This window comes from Aureibaculum luteum (genome assembly GCF_003449015.1).
GTDB classification, from domain to species: domain Bacteria; phylum Bacteroidota; class Bacteroidia; order Flavobacteriales; family Flavobacteriaceae; genus Aureibaculum; species Aureibaculum luteum.
Genome location: NZ_QRGD01000006.1, coordinates 55,919 through 72,040 on the forward strand (window position 1 = coordinate 55,919; position 16,122 = coordinate 72,040).

12 protein-coding genes are annotated in these 16,122 nt (G+C 32.7%); 5 read left to right on the top strand and 7 right to left on the bottom strand.

Annotated elements, in window-relative coordinates; translation table 11 throughout:
• Positions 1 to 217 precede the first annotated feature (217 nt).
• The 5 genes from D3P13_RS14100 to D3P13_RS14120 all read left to right on the top strand — a co-directional run bounded on the left by D3P13_RS14100 (position 218) and on the right by D3P13_RS14120 (position 10,782).
• Positions 218 to 2,620: an ABC transporter permease gene (locus D3P13_RS14100; RefSeq protein WP_117883519.1), complete on the top strand. Its 2,403-nt coding sequence runs from the start codon at positions 218 to 220 to the stop codon at positions 2,618 to 2,620.
• A gap of 81 nt (positions 2,621 to 2,701) precedes the next feature.
• On the top strand, positions 2,702 to 5,113 hold the full coding sequence (locus D3P13_RS14105) for an ABC transporter permease (protein WP_117883520.1): 2,412 nt from the start codon (positions 2,702 to 2,704) through the stop codon (positions 5,111 to 5,113).
• An 82-nt stretch (positions 5,114 to 5,195) separates the two neighbouring features.
• Positions 5,196 to 7,631, top strand: a complete 2,436-nt coding sequence (locus D3P13_RS14110; RefSeq protein WP_117883521.1) for an ABC transporter permease — start codon at positions 5,196 to 5,198, stop codon at positions 7,629 to 7,631.
• 9 nt (positions 7,632 to 7,640) lie between these two features.
• Entirely contained in the window at positions 7,641 to 10,061 is a 2,421-nt protein-coding gene (locus tag D3P13_RS14115; RefSeq protein ID WP_117883522.1) for an ABC transporter permease, read from the top strand.
• A 58-nt stretch (positions 10,062 to 10,119) separates the two neighbouring features.
• Positions 10,120 to 10,782 carry an ABC transporter ATP-binding protein gene (locus D3P13_RS14120; RefSeq protein ID WP_117883523.1) on the top strand — a complete coding sequence of 221 codons (663 nt, stop codon included), beginning with the start codon at positions 10,120 to 10,122 and terminating at the stop codon, positions 10,780 to 10,782.
• A 161-nt stretch (positions 10,783 to 10,943) separates the two neighbouring features.
• On the opposite strand, the gene D3P13_RS14125 is transcribed toward D3P13_RS14120, so the two are convergent.
• From D3P13_RS14125 to D3P13_RS14155, 7 genes are all read right to left on the bottom strand, one after another.
• Entirely contained in the window at positions 10,944 to 11,357 is a 414-nt protein-coding gene (locus D3P13_RS14125; protein ID WP_117883524.1) for an acyl-CoA thioesterase, read from the bottom strand.
• A 22-nt stretch (positions 11,358 to 11,379) separates the two neighbouring features.
• Entirely contained in the window at positions 11,380 to 11,754 is a 375-nt protein-coding gene (locus tag D3P13_RS14130) for a nuclear transport factor 2 family protein (RefSeq protein ID WP_117883525.1), read from the bottom strand.
• A gap of 67 nt (positions 11,755 to 11,821) precedes the next feature.
• Positions 11,822 to 12,640: a hypothetical protein gene (locus D3P13_RS14135; RefSeq protein WP_157972924.1), complete on the bottom strand. Its 819-nt coding sequence runs from the start codon at positions 12,638 to 12,640 to the stop codon at positions 11,822 to 11,824.
• Positions 12,641 to 12,680: 40 nt separating this feature from the next.
• Entirely contained in the window at positions 12,681 to 13,970 is a 1,290-nt protein-coding gene (locus tag D3P13_RS14140; protein WP_117883527.1) for an ABC transporter permease, read from the bottom strand.
• Positions 13,963 to 14,718: an ABC transporter ATP-binding protein gene (locus tag D3P13_RS14145; RefSeq protein ID WP_117883528.1), complete on the bottom strand. Its 756-nt coding sequence runs from the start codon at positions 14,716 to 14,718 to the stop codon at positions 13,963 to 13,965. The genes D3P13_RS14140 and D3P13_RS14145 overlap by 8 nt, the downstream gene beginning before the upstream one ends.
• A 1-nt stretch (position 14,719) precedes the next feature.
• The gene (locus tag D3P13_RS14150) at positions 14,720 to 15,715 is read right to left on the bottom strand and encodes a BtrH N-terminal domain-containing protein (protein ID WP_117883529.1); all 996 of its coding nucleotides are present in this window, start codon (positions 15,713 to 15,715) and stop codon (positions 14,720 to 14,722) included.
• Positions 15,712 to 16,119 carry a hypothetical protein gene (locus D3P13_RS14155; RefSeq protein ID WP_117883530.1) on the bottom strand — a complete coding sequence of 136 codons (408 nt, stop codon included), beginning with the start codon at positions 16,117 to 16,119 and terminating at the stop codon, positions 15,712 to 15,714. Before D3P13_RS14155 ends, D3P13_RS14150 begins: the two co-directional genes overlap by 4 nt.
• Positions 16,120 to 16,122: the final 3 nt, after the last annotated feature.

The window sequence follows — 16,122 nt, forward strand, 5'->3', positions numbered from 1 at the left end:
TTCAAAAGAACTGTAAAAATATTGGACACTTTCTGTCAAATTATTTTACATATTAAAAAAAAATTAAAAATTAATTTCTTATAAAAACCTAACAAACAATCGATTAAATATTTGGCACAACTATAGGTATAACAAATTCAGAATACTTAAAGCGACAATATGACAATTGCATACTCTTTTAAAAAAAATTCTATTGTCATTAATAAAACAATTAACCATGTTTAAAAACTATCTAAAAATTGCCTGGAGAAATTTAGCTAAAAATAAAGGATATTCTGCTATAAATATTGGCGGACTAGCCTTAGGCATAGCGGTAACCATAATTATTGGGTTATGGGTTCAGAGCGAGCTTTCCTATGATAATCATTTTGAAAATAAAGATAAAATAGCCATTGTATTCCAATCCCAAACATTTAATGGTAATACGGGCACTGGCCCTGCAATTCCAAGACCTTTAGAAAAAGCATTAAGAACAGATTATGGAAGTAGTTTTAAATATTTAATAATGTCGTCATGGACGAATAAAGTGTATCTAAAATATAAAGAAACCAGTCTTTATAAGTCTGGAAATTATATGCAAAGAGACGCTCCTGAATTATTAAATTTAGAAATTATAAAAGGAGAAAAAGATGGTCTAAGAGAAATAAATTCCATCATGCTATCTGAATCAATTGCAAACGCCCTTTTTGGAACTGAAGATCCTATTGGTAAAGTTGTAAAAGTTAGAAATCAGGACGATTTAGTGGTTTCCAGTGTCTACAAAGACATTCCTCTTAATACTACTTTTAACGACACCTACTATATCATTCCATGGGAACAATATGTGGCTACAAGAGAATGGGTACAAAATTCAGAAGACCAATGGGGCAATAACTCTTTTCAGATGTTTGTGCAAGTGGCTGACAACGTTGATATGGATAAAGTATCTACTACTATTAAAGATGTAAAGAAAACATTAAACGAAGACACTGCAGCGTTCAATCCACAATTGTTTCTATTTCCTATGAAAGATTGGTATTTAAGAAACAGCTTTAAAAATGGTAAAAACGATGGAGGTGGACGTATAAAATATGTTTGGTTATTTGCTATTATTGGTGCTTTTGTACTATTATTAGCATGTATTAATTTTATGAACCTAAGCACTGCTCGTTCAGAAAAAAGAGCTAAAGAAGTAGGTATCAGAAAATCAATTGGCTCTCAAAAAGGACAGTTGATATACCAATTTTTAAGTGAGTCTTTTTTGGTGGTAGTTCTGGCTTTTTTGGTATCATTATTAATAATTTTATTCTCTTTGAACGGATTTAATGACCTAGCAAAAAAAGAGATACTATTTCCGTGGAGCAATGTTAACTTTTGGCTAATATCTTTAGCTTTTATACTATTTACAACATTATTGGCAGGTAGTTATCCCGCACTTTACCTATCTTCTTTCAAGCCTATTGATGTTTTAAAAGGAACTTTTAAAACTGGCAAACATGCAGGTTTACCCAGAAAAATTTTGGTAGTAGTTCAATTTACGGTTTCTGTTGCCTTTATTATAGGGACAGTAATTGTTATGCAACAGATAAATTATGCTAAAAACAGACCTGTAGGTTACGACAAAGAAGGATTGGTTCAAATTCCGACATACAGTCAAGACTTTCAAGGTAAATATGATTTAATGCGAAGCGAATTTTTAAATTCTGGTGCAGTGATTGAAATGTCAGCCTCCAGTAGTCCTACTACACAAATATGGTCAAACAGAAGTGGATATACTTGGGATGGCAAACCTGAGGGGTTTCAAGAAGATCTTGCTTACACAGAAGTTACCTATGAATATGCTAAATCGATTAATCTAAAAATTATAGAGGGACGTGATTTTGCACGTGAGTTTGCTACCGATTCTAATGCTGTTTTGATTAATCAAACCGCTGTAAAATATTTGGGACTTACAAATCCGGTAGGTAAATTTCTCAGAGATGATAGTGACGAAAACCCAAATCCACCATTGAAAATAATCGGTGTGGTAGAAGACATGATTACACAGTCGCCTTATGAACCTGTTAAGCAAGGTGTATATGTTTTTGACAAGCACGGTAATTCTAGTTATTACAATTTAAGATTAAACCCGAAACAAAGTGCCAGTAAAAATTTAGTCACAATAGAAAAAGTCTTCAAAGCACATTTTCCTGACATTCCTTTTCAATATGATTTTGTAGATGCAGAATATGGTGAAAAATTTGCTTCTGAAGAACGTATTGGCACGTTATCAGGAGTCTTTACAGGGCTAGCTATTCTTATCAGTTGTTTGGGACTTTTCGGTTTAACATCATTTGTGGCGGAACAACGCACTAAAGAAATAGGTGTTCGTAAAGTATTGGGTGCAACCATATTTAATGTTTGGAATATGCTGTCTAAAGACTTTTTAAAGTTGGTTATAATTTCCTGTTTTATTGCAATACCCATAGCATATTATGTAATGAACGGATGGTTAGAAGCCTATCCGTACCGTGTAGCTTTAAAATGGTGGATTTTCGTATTGGCAATACTAGGTGCATTATTGGTTACTATACTAACGGTAAGTTTTCAAGCTATAAAAGCAGCAAAAGCGAATCCTGTTAAAAGTTTACGAACGGAATAGAGAAGTCAATTCGAGAAAAAAAAATGATTATAAAATTGAAAAAAATCCACTTTCTCAGAAATGGCATAAAGACTAAAAAAAATGTTTAAAAATTATTTAAAAATAGCATGGAGAGGTATTAAAAAAGACAAACTTTTTGCCTCTATAAAAATAGGAGGTTTTGCAGTTGGGATTGCTGCCTGTTTGCTTATTTCACTCTTTATAATAGATGAGCAAAGCTATGATAAACATTATAAAAGTAAAGATCAAATATATAGAGTACTCGTAGCGTTTCCTCACGAAGGAGAGCTACTAAAAAGTGTTCATTTTCAATTACCATTTGCAGAACAATTACAAAGTGATTATCCTGAAATAGAACTTGCCGGAAAATACAATGCAGGAGAACTATTTGGTGCTGGTAAAAAAACCATACAACTACAAGATGAATCTCAAAATTATAATGATGACGGTTTTATTTTCGCAAGTCAAGGGTTATTAGAAGTATTAGAAATAGCTTTTTCACAAGGAGAAGTAAAAGATGCCTTAACACAACCTAGTAGTTTGGTAATTTCTAATGAAAAGGCCTTAAAGTACTTTCCAAATGGAAATGCTCTTGGTCAAACAATTATATTAGACGGTAACACTAAAAATCCATACAAAATTACTGGTGTAATGGCCAAGCGTAGTTTTAAATCACATTTTCATTACGATTTTCTAATGACTATTGATGATAACCAGATGAATTGGATCAATAACAATTATCTCACTTACATCAAAACTTCAAAAAATACGGATATAACTACCCTTGAGAATAAAATGTATTCCATAATAACCAATCATATGGTACCTGCATTAAAAAAACGAGGGTATAATACTCATTTGGAATCATTAGAAAAAGCCAAGTTTTTATTACAACCCGTAGCAGACATCCATTTAAAAACTGATTCTGAATTATTTGATCATCTTAGTCATGGTGATATAAGATTTGTATGGTTGTTTGCTGCTATTGCAGGATTTATATTACTATTAGCATGTATCAATTTTATCAATTTATCAACGGCTAAATCAGCCAATAGAGCTAAGGAAGTTGGTTTACGTAAAACCGTTGGTGCTTTCAGAAATAGTTTGGTATCCCAATTTCTATCAGAATCAATTTTATTTAGTTTAATATCATTTGTAATCGGTGTGTTTCTCGCCTGGTTATTATTACCCATATTCAATTCAATAGCTGTTAAAACTATAGAAATGCCTTGGAATGCTTGGTGGTTTATCCCAACAATACTGACTTCTGCCCTATTAGTAGGATTAATCGCAGGACTCTATCCTGCCTTTTATTTATCTTCATTTAAACCTGCTTTAGTTTTAAAAGGAAATATGAGTATTGGCGGTAAAAGCGTGAGACTACGCAGCAGTCTAGTCGTATTTCAGTTTGCTACTTCTGTAATTTTGATCATTGGAACACTTGTTATTTACAAACAAATGGATTTTGTATTAACCAAAGAATTAGGCTATGAAAAAGAACAAGTTTTAGTAATAGAAGGTACTTCTGTACTAGATAGTAAAGCGGAAAATTTTAAAGAACAGCTTTTGCAATTACCATCGGTAAAATTAGTAACTAAAAGTAACTATTTACCAATTGCAGGAACCAAAAGAAATGGTAATTCATTTAGAAAATCTGGAGTAGGTAATGAACAACAGGGAGTCCCTTCGCAAATTTGGCGGGTAGATTATGACTATATTAAAACACTAGGAATTAAAGTTATTGATGGGCGTGATTTTTCAAAAGAATTTTCTTCAGATTCAATAAACTCAATTATTATAAATAAAAAGATGGCGAGTGCACTTGGTTTAGATACCCCACTTGGAAAACAAATTTCTAATGGTTCAGATTGGACTATTGTAGGAGTAGTGGACGACTTTCATTTTAGATCTTTGAAGGATAACATTGAACCTTTAGCTCTTGTTATTGGCAATGACATCGGTGCATTTTCAGTTAAATTGAATTCAGGAAATATTTCTGAAGCCATAAGTTCTATTAGTTCTGTTTGGACCAAAAATGTACCTAACCAAACCTTTAACTATAGTTTTTTAGATCAAAAATTCGCACAGATGCATGAAGACGTTAAGCGTATGGGGAAAATATTTAACAGTTTTGCTCTATTTGCTATTTTAGTAGCCTGTCTAGGATTGTTCGGACTCTCTGCTTTTATGATTGAACAACGTAAAAAAGAAATCAGTATCAGATTGGTCTTGGGTGCACCTTTTAAAAGTATATATAAACTTTTAACATTAGATTTTTTAAAATTGATTTTCATTGCCATACTTATTGCTATACCCATTGGATGGTATATGATGAGTAAATGGCTTGAAGATTTTGTATATAAAATAGATATTGGTTGGGAACTATTTTTAGGAGCAGGTGTTATTGCCTTACTCATTGCAATTTTGACTATTAGTTATCAATCCATCGGAGCCGCTCTGATAAAACCCTTAAAAAGTTTAAAAACAGAATAAAATAAAGCCCGATAAAGTTAAAAATGTAGTACTAAATTTAAACAGATTCCCGCCTTCGCGGAAATGACATAAAAAAACAATTATGTTTAAAAATTATTTAAAAATAGCATGGAGGAGTTTGCAAAAACACAAGCTCTTTGCGGCAATTAACATTGTTGGATTGGCTATTGGCCTAAGTGCTTCTTTTGTAATTGGAGCCATCATTTTTTACGATTTCACTTTTGATAAATTTCATGTAGATGGCGATCGTATTTATCGCATTACAAGCGACTTTTCTTCCTCTGATGGAGTGTTTTACAATCCAGGTGTAGCGGTTCCATTAGGTACCACTTTAAATGAAAACACACCCGGTTTAGATGTTGTTGCTCCAATCTTTACAACCTATCCTCTTCACATTAAAAACAGCAGTGCAGATAAATTATTTAAAAATCCAAAATTTGTAATATACACTGATGGCAGTTATTTTAAATTATTCAACTATAAGTGGCTCGCAGGTTCTCAAGTTAGTGTATTAGAAAACCCAAATGAAGTAGTGTTGACGGAAAATAGGGCAAGAAAATATTTTCCGAATACAGAATTGAATGAAATTATAGGTAAAGACCTTATCTATAATGATACTATTCCCGTTAAATTAACAGGCATAGTTGCTAATTTTGAGGAACGTACCGATATCGTTTTTGAAGAATTTATTTCTCTGAAAACAGCGAATCAATCTGACATGACCAGTTCAATAAAAGATAGTAACTGGAACAACACAAACTCCGCATCGCAATTGTTTATAAAACTATCAAAAAACACTAAACTTAGCAATGTCCAATTAGTATTAAACCAACTTGCAGTTGAACATAAAGATCCAGATGAAGCTGCTTTTGGACAAGAAAGAACATTTCATTTACAACCGTTAAGCGACTTGCATTTTAATTCAAATTATTACACTTTTGATTTTAGTGAAGGACAAGCAAGTAAGTCTGTTTTGATAAATTTAGCTTACATCGCTTTATTTTTACTTTTACTAGCTTGTATTAATTTTATCAATTTAAATACTGCCCAAGCAACACAACGGGCAAAGGAAATTGGAATACGAAAAACCTTAGGGAGTTCTAAAAAACAATTAATAATTCAATTTTTAAGTGAGACTTTTTTACTTACAATTTTTGCGGCTTTGGTTTCATTATTCCTATCATTTTGGCTGTTACAAGTATTTTCTGACTTTATACCCAAAGGGATCAGTTTTGAATTATTTTCAGACCCATTGGTAATAACTTTTATGCTACTACTACTAGTTGTAATCACTATTTTATCGGGCTTCTACCCTGCTTTAGTCCTATCACAATTCAAACCTATAGCCGTTTTAAAAAGTCAAATTTCACATAAAGGTGATAATGCTTCACTACGAAAATACTTAACTGTATTTCAGTTTGTTATTGCACAAATTTTCATTATTGCTACCCTCCTCGTAAGTAAACAAATTCACTTTTTAGCATCAAAAGATATGGGTTTTAAAACAGAAGCAGTTGCTTCTATCAGAACTCCATGGGAAAGTCCTGAGATAGAAAAACGCATGTTGTTAACGAGTAAAATTAAGGCTCTACCAATCATACAAGCTGTAAGTTTAAGTGGTAATACACCGGCTTCATTCAGCACAAGTTCAACCAATGCCACATTTACTAATGGAGACAATGAAATTAGAACACCCTTGCAATTATTATATGGCGATCAAAATTATTTAAAATTATATGACATTGAAATTTTAGCTGGTAGAAACCAATTAAATGACAGTATAAGTGAGTATGTAATTAATGAAGCGTATATGAAAAAGTTGGGATTTGAGAATCCACAAGACGCTTTAAATAAATCTGTAAAAACTGGAGATGAATCGCATCTGATTGTTGGCGTAATGAAAGATTTTAATCAACGATCATTAAAAACGGGAATAGAACCAATGGCATTTTTAGGAGCAAATGTGTCACGTTTTAACACCATTCATTTTTCCTTTCTGACTAAAAATTCTGATAAATGGTCACGAAGTATTTCACAAATAGAAAGTGCTTGGAAATCCATATATCCCGATTCGGAATTCAAATTGACTTTTATGGATGAAACCATAAAGCGTTTTTACAAACAAGAACAGAAAACATCCGTTTTACTTAACTGGGCAACCGGATTATCTATTTTAATAAGTTGTCTAGGTTTATTAGGTTTAGTAATTCATACTACACAACGAAGAACCAAAGAAATAGGTATAAGAAAAGTATTGGGAGCATCACTAACCCAATTGAACTTTTTATTATGTAAAGAATTTATACTCCTTGTAATTATAGCATTTGCAATTGCTGCACCGGTTGCCTGGTATGGTTTACACAACTGGCTAGAAGGCTTTACTTATAAAACAAGTATGAGTTGGTGGGTATTTTTAATAAGTGGATTCATTATGATTTTAGTTGCTATCCTCATCATGAGTATTAAAACCTTATCAGCTGCTAATAGTAATCCTGTAGAAAGTTTAAAAACAGAATAAAAAAATATTATGTACAAACTATACTTTAAAATTGCACTAAGATATTTACTTAAAAATAAGCTCTATTCGTTTATAAACATTACTGGCTTAGCTATTGGTATTGCCTCTTTTATTCTGATTATGCTTTACGTAAATTACGAAATGAGTTATGATAAGTTTGAGGGGTCAGAGAATGTATATCGTGTCTTTATGGATGCCAAAGAAGGTGAGACCTTCGAGCCTTCAGATGCTCAAACTGCAAATCTTATTGGCCCAACTTTAAAACGGGAATTCCCTGAAGTTAAAGAGCAAGTTCGATTGTATCGTTTTGAAAAGATTACTTTTAAAAGAGATGAAAAAGTATTTGAATCGAACAAAGGAGCATTGGCAGATGCTACCTATTTTAAAATCTTTAACTATCCTTTATTAAAAGGGGCAAAAGAAACTGCCTTAGCAACTCCCAATACGATCGTGTTAACCAAAGATTTCTCAAAAAAAATATTTGGTAATGAAGACCCTATTGATAAAACCATTTCTGCCTTTTACAATGGAGAAGAAGCTTTATTAACAGTTAAAGGTATTTTAAAAAACATACCCGATAATACCCATATGAAAACCAATTTTTTAATCTCTATGGAGACTTTTGCAAATTGGTGGGCGTCAGATGATCAGGTAGCACCAAATTGGGGACATTGCAATTTTTTTACCTATTTAAATGTAGATAAGAAAGCGAACTACAGCTTACTTAAAAATAAGGTAATTGCCTCTGACTTTGAAGATGACCCCGACGAAAGGTACAATATAGAACCTTTGGAAAGCATTCATTTATATTCAGATAAACCATATGAAGCGGAAGCAAATGGTAGTCTCAGCAGAATTAAATTTTTGACAGCAATTGCATTTATAATTCTCATTTTATCATGGCTTAATTATGTTAACCTTTCTACTACAAAATCGTTAGAAAGAGCAAAAGAGGTAGGTATTCGTAAAGTTGCAGGTGCACAAAGAATACAACTCATTTTTCAATCGTTATCGGAATCGATTATTCTAAATTTTATTGCAATTGTACTAGCTGTTATATTGACGGTTTTTATGCTTTCTGTTTACAATAGTATAACGGGTAGCCAATTAGTCTTACAATCTTCAATGATTACTCAGTTTTTACCTATTATCGGAATTCTTGTATTGGGTATACTACTTGCTGGACTATATCCCGCAATTTTATTAAGTGGCTACTCCCCTTCTAAGGCTTTAAAAGGCAAAGTAAGAACATCGGCAAGCGGTTTAAATATCCGTAAAGGATTAATTATTCTACAATTTATGGCCACCATTATATTGTTAATTGGTACCATTGTCGTAACCAAACAAATTGATTTTTTACAAAAGCAACCCATTGGAGCTAATTTGAATGAAACCATTAGTTTTCAAGGCGAATTTCTTTCTCAACTATCAGACTCGTTGGTCAGAGACAAATACAAAACACTTGAAAATGAATTAAAAGCATTTCCATTCGTAACTGCTGTTGCCAGAACGCAAACCTATCCTGGTGGAGGTTTTGACGAATTAAATTCTTTCGTTGGTCTTACCTACCCTAATGGAACTGAAGACAGCAGAAAAACCTATTACGGCTATGCCACACAACCTGAATATTTTGATTTATTAGATATCAAGTTTCTTGGCGGAAGTACTTTCACCAACAATGCAGCTGGTCAAAGTAGGTCAATCATTATTAATGAATCCGCAATGCGAGAAATGGAAATTGCAGCTCCAAGTGATGCTATTGGAAAGGTTGCCACATTCTTTGGCATCAATTGGACAATTTCTGGTGTGGTAGAAAATTATCATCATTTTGGATTGAAAAGTTCTGTATTACCTATGATTATAATTCACGATACAAGCAGTAATAATTTATTAGTAAAATTTAATAACAAGGTGTCTTCTAATTCAGGATATACGGCAGCTATCACCGATATTGAAAATAAATGGAAACAAGTTTTTCCGCAAAGCACTTTTAATTATACTTTTTTAGACAAAAAGTTTGAGGCACAATATAATGAAGACAAAAAGTTCAGCTCTGCATTTCAAATTTTCACTATTCTTGCTATCTTAATTGCTTCCATGGGGCTTTTTGGATTAACTTCCTATACGTGTATACAGCGTAAAAAAGAAATAGGCATCCGTAAAGTAAATGGTGCAACTATTGGTCAAATACTAAAATTATTAAATCAAGATTTTGTAAAATGGGTTGGAATTGCATTTATAATCGCCGTACCAATTTCGTATTACGCCATGAACAAATGGTTGGAAGGTTTTGCTTTTAAAACAACCATCAGCTGGTGGATATTTGCCTTAGCGGGTGTTTCAGCATTATTGATTGCTTTACTAACCGTAAGTTGGCAAAGTTTTAGAGCAGCAGTGGCAAATCCGGTGGAAGCTTTAAAAGATGAGTAAATTTTAGAAAAAATTAAACAGATCTCTCGTACCACGAGATTACAAAAAAAGATAAAAAATGTTACTACAATTAAACAAAATTTTTAAATGGGTAAATTCGGGTGGACAACGGGTCTACTTGTTAAAAGATTTCAACTTAGAAGTTGAGGAAGGAGAGTTTATTTCTATAATGGGACCTTCGGGTTCGGGTAAATCAACCTTGCTTAACATTATAGGCATGTTAGATGGTTTTGATGAAGGTGAATACAACTTTATGGATGAATCTGTTCATACCTTAAAGGAAAAGCATCGTGCGAACTTATACAAACAATACATTGGTTTTGTTTTTCAGGCCTATCATTTAATTGATGAATTGACGGTTTATGAAAACTTAGAAATGCCTTTATTGTATAAAAAAATAAGTGGTTCTGAGCGAAAAGCTCTTGTTGCAGATATGCTAGACCGATTTAATATTGTGGGTAAACAAAAATTATTCCCTATGCAGTTAAGTGGAGGTCAACAACAATTGGTTGGTGTTGCCCGTGCATTAATTGGGAATCCTAAATTAATATTGGCTGATGAACCTACAGGAAATTTAAACTCCAAACAAGGTGAAGAAATTATGGAAATTTTTAAGCAATTAAATAAAGAAGGAGTAACTATAATCCAAGTAACCCATTCAGAAAAAAATGCTGAATATGGTTCACGAATTATTAATTTATTGGATGGTAGAATGGTTTAGGTTTCGACTCCACTCAACCTGACAATAATACGTTGCAATTGATGTCTTTTCGAAATATATTAAAGATATATATAATTTAAGCTTTTTCAATCCCTCCGACTTCTGACTGAAATCGTCTGAAGTCACCTCCCTTCGTCTGAAGGGAGGAGCCATTTAGTACTTTACAAACCAACTTTACGCTTCCAATCTTCAAAGAATTTAGGAGCCGTTAAAGCCAAGTCACCATTATCATCTGTAAAAACCTGAATGGTTTCACCCGTACACACAATTTTACCTTCGGGATTAAATATTTTATAGGTGAATATCATTTTTGCCGCTGGTGAATCTACAAAAGTGGTTTCTATGGTAGCAATATCACCATATTTTAACGGTAATTTATGCTCACAAGAAGATTTCACTATCGGGGTTGCAAAACCATTTGCTTTTACATCTAAATAAGAAATTCCATGTGACCTTCCGAACGCCTCTCTACCGTCTTCAAAATAGGTAATATAATTACCATGCCATACAATACCAAGCGGATCTGTTTCATTAAAACGAATGCGTATTTCTGACGTGTAAGTGATACTTTTCATTAGCTTATGGATTGTAGTAAATTTAATACATTTTATTTTCGTTTGCTGAAGTTTTTGGTATTTGCTGAATCGCATCCCAATGTTCAACAATTTTTGCGTTGGCATCAAATCTGAAAAAATCCATCGTAACGTACTCATCATTATCAGGCCATATTTGGTGCGTATGTAATGCAACCAAATCATTTTCAGAGATTACGCGGACAAATTCAATTGATTTCTTAGGATATTCTCTTTGCATGCGTTCAAAATATTCTATAAAACCTTCCGTGCCATTTGCTACATCAGGATTATGTTGAATGTATGCTGCTCCTACATATAATTCTATAGCTTTTCTTGGATTCCCTTCGTATGCCATTTTGTAAAACGCTACGGCATTTTCTTTCATTTTTTCGTTCATAAGATTGTTTTTTTATAGAAATAAAAATACTTCCTATTTTAAATCAAAATATTTAATAGATTCGTAATTAATTAATAATCATGATTTTCTCTGAATTTGTATTCAATTTTGAATACATAGTAACACTATTATTAACTTTCATATTAAACTCTAGAATGAAGCTTGAATTATCTTTAATAATTTGATTTTCCTCGATATTAAATTCTACAATTCCACTACCTTTTCCTTCTCCATCAAAATTAACTTGCTCAATTTCAGTACTAATCTGAAATTTTTCTTTTAAATCAAAAATGGCAATATCCATAATCACACTTCTTAGAGTATAAATTTTAATATTTTCAAACACAACCAAACTGGCCCCATCATTAACTTGAAAAGTCATTGGCATTTTATGTTCAAAGCTATCACCAATTTTCAATGGTTCTTTTGGAAAATCAATATCAGGTTTTACATTTTCTAAAGCATATTTTATACTCTCTTTTATTTTATCATTTATCTTGTCAGAAATTACTTCATCAACCTTAAATTTATTTCTAAATTTATAAATACCTTTTACTAAAGTTCCTGAAAGTACATTTTCAGTTTTATTTCCATTTACGATTGAAATTATTTTACCAAGTTCAATTGTGGCAGGAATTTCATCTTTTTCATTGACTTTTTTTGTAGTTAAAGTCCGTGAGACTTCTGTTGAACTCCGCCTTTCCGTAGTTTTATCTTCTAATAAAGTGCCTTCATTAAAATACTTCATTGTGTCTACTGAAGTCATTATCATGGTCTGATTGTAAGTCTTTTCAGAGTTTATTTTACTCTCAAAACTAAATGATTTTTGCCCAAAGCTAGCGAATGAAGTCAGTATTAATATAACAAAGGAAAATCTCTTAATCATTCTATCAATCATATTGTTAGTAATATTTATTTTACTAAAATCAAACCGCCCGTTTCCTTTTATCATACCATACTGAAATCCCAACTGTTATAATAAAAAACAATAATAACAGTCCAATATCTGGTAAGATTTCTAAAATTCCACCATTACGAAGTAGAACATCATAAAACGCATTTAATCCCCAATTCATTGGTGAAATATTTGATATGATTTGCATAAAATTAGGCATTAAAAATACAGGTACCCAAACACCGCCAATAGCGGCCAAAATAACAACCATAGTAGCTCCTAGCGGAGCTGACTGTTCTGGTGTGGTTGATAATGTGCCTAATAAAATACCAAAACCAATCGCTGCCAATCCTGAAAATAAAGCAACTACAAACAAGGTGAAAAAGTTAGAACCAACTTCAAGAGCATGCAAACCTAACATTGGTAATACATAAACACCTACTGCTAACATTAATAAAAACTGAACTAAACAGACTATTAAATAGGTAATCGATTTTCCACCCAGCACTGTTAAATAGGAAACTGGATTTGTCCGTAACCGAACAAACGTTCCTTGATTTTTTTCTTTTACAATATTTATAGATAATGGAATGACAATAAAAAATATGGCAAAGAGCGTCCACGCAGGTACATTGTGTTGTGTAGAATTGGGTAAGGTTACCCCTCGCCCCTCTTTGGGATTTATTTCTTTAAATGAAACGAAATTATTTTCAGTCAATAATGGATTTTCTTCGTTGGGTTCTCCCTCACTTAATTCCGCTTGAAAAGCTTCATAAATAGATTTCGATTCTATTCTAGAAATCATTTTATCTATGTTGCTCATTACTGCATTTTTAAACGATTTTTGAACAGCAGGATCAAAATATAATTTAATTTCTTTATTTAAGATAACCTCATCGGCAACTTTAGGCTCATCATCTACGCCAAATTCACTGAGAATTTTGGCTACATTTTGATTTACTTTTTTATCTAAGTCGGCACTTAAATGTTGTGGAATAATTACGGCGAGTTGGTATTTTCCTTTCAACACAGCTGTCTTTGCTGCTTCTTCTGTGAAATTATTTCCTGCTTGTTTGGTTACAATTTCAAAGGCATCACTTTTGTTCAGATTTTCTAAAATGGTAGCAGAAATTGCTCCATTATCTTGATCTACAAAAAGAATGGGAATTTTAGCGTCATTTATCGTTTTAAACGAACTGTCTTGAATTAAAGTAATGGTGATTATCAACACCAAAGGCATGACAAAAAGAATAACCAAACCACCCAAATCTCTTGATAAGAGTAACATTTCTTTATATGTAGAACTGATCAGTTTACGCATAATCTCTTAAAGCCTCACCTGTTAATTGAATAAATACATCTTCTAAATTCTGAGCATCATTTGTGTTGTCGATAAGCTCTTTTGGAGTCCCTGAGGCAACAATTGTACCACTATCAATTATTGATACTTGCGTACAAAATGTCTCTGCTTCATTTAAATGATGTGATGTATAAACGATTGTAGTTCCATTAGCATTTAACATTTTTAAATGCTCAATAATTACATTCTTAGATTGTACATCTACGCCTACTGTGGGCTCGTCTAAAAATAATATTTCTGGTTTATGTAAAATACCTGCAATAAGATTTACACGTCTTTTCATACCTCCAGAAAAAGTACTCACTTTTTTATTCTTAAATTTTGAGAGTCCTAAATGATCTAAACTTTCAATAACTTTTGTTTTTAAAGTAGTACCAGATAATCCATACATCGCTCCGAAATACATCAAATTTTCATAGGCGGATAATGTTGGGTACAAGGCATATTCTTGAGGAACAACACCAATAGCCTGCTTAATATTTTTGGCATTTTCTTTAAATGAGAGTCCGTTAATCTTGATCTTTCCAGCCGTTGGTTTCAGCAAACCACACAACATAGAAATCAACGTGGTTTTACCAGCTCCATTCGGACCTAATAAACCATAAATTTCACCTTTTTCAATGTCTAAATCCAAGTGATGGATGGAGTAATTATCCGCTCCTTTATATTTTTTGGAAACCGTATCGATTTGAATAACAGCGTCAGTCATTTTATATCGCTTTCTTTAATTTTTTAAAGAATACCTCTTCCCTATTGGAAAGGGCTACTAATTGATCGGCTACTTTATTATAAGCATCTAATTCAGAGCTTCTATTTTTATAAATTCGTGAAGCATCAATAGCAAAATCACGCCAAGAATCGCCTATTTCAGTAATTTCTAAAGACAATTCTTTTAATTTAGGATTTTTTAATATTACCGCTGCTTCTTGTAAAAAAGCACCGTAAATAAAACGGAATCCGCCACCGCCAGTCCCAATTTCTTCTTGCATTCTAACCAATTGCCCCAAATAATGATTGGCTACTTTTACACCTTTCTTTTCTGGCCATTTTCGAATCAATTTAGCTATGGTTCGCATACCTCTGACTCCAACATAGGGAACAGGTGCTAGCATATCACGACAAACCGTTTTAATTCCTTTTTTTATGGCACTTTCCAATTGCAATTCTTTTGGGAAGTGAACAGGATAATACATATGGCCTTTAGGAGCCATGGCTCCTTTGGCAAAACGTACTCTATTTAATTCTTTTTTGGTTAATGTGGTTGTCGTTTCCATAACAGGATCACTAATTAAATAAGTATCCTCTTCTTTACCATAAACAACCAGGTTATGAGCATTAAAATGAAAACGATATTCGTCTGGAAAATAAGACAAATGATAAACGCCAACTTGTAAACCAACAGGATTATTACGTTGCAATTCCGCTTCTAAAGCCTTTTCCGCACTACTTTCGTTTCTAAATTTAAAGCGTTTCACTTTTATCCCTACCCGTTGAGCAAAGCGTTTAAAAATGATACCTGGCATGGGTCTAAAACTCACCACAGGAGCGTGATTCACTTTTAAAAAGGGAATGTATACAAAGAAAAGACCAGAACCAATACCAAATACCATTGGTTCGCTAATTTGATATCCTTTATGTTTAAGTAAGTTTGAAACCACCCCATTTTCACAATGTGCAGATTGATGATGTGTAAAGTCTATCTTCATATGTTTTTATCAATATCCTGCAATTGCTCGATGGTAATATCAAAAACATCTGCGTATTTCTGTAATATTTTAGTATTTAATTTTTTAAAAACCTGAGGCTTAAAATGTCTTTTAACACGCCATTGCCAGAGTCCTACATAACTTGCCAAAATAGGTAAATCCATTTTATTAACTTCCATGTAATAATCAATTGGACTAGACTCATTTGCTACTACTCTCTTTTTTGCAGCGTCAATTCGTTCTTTAATATCTTGTATGGCATTATTTAAAGCGATGGTTTTCGGATCCCAACCTGTACTGTTTTCTGTAGTATATTCACCATTTTCATCAACGGCATAACAGAGTTCACGAAAATTAGCGGACTCTAAATTACTTTTGTCTTGTGGAACTTCGCTCTTTTTCATAGC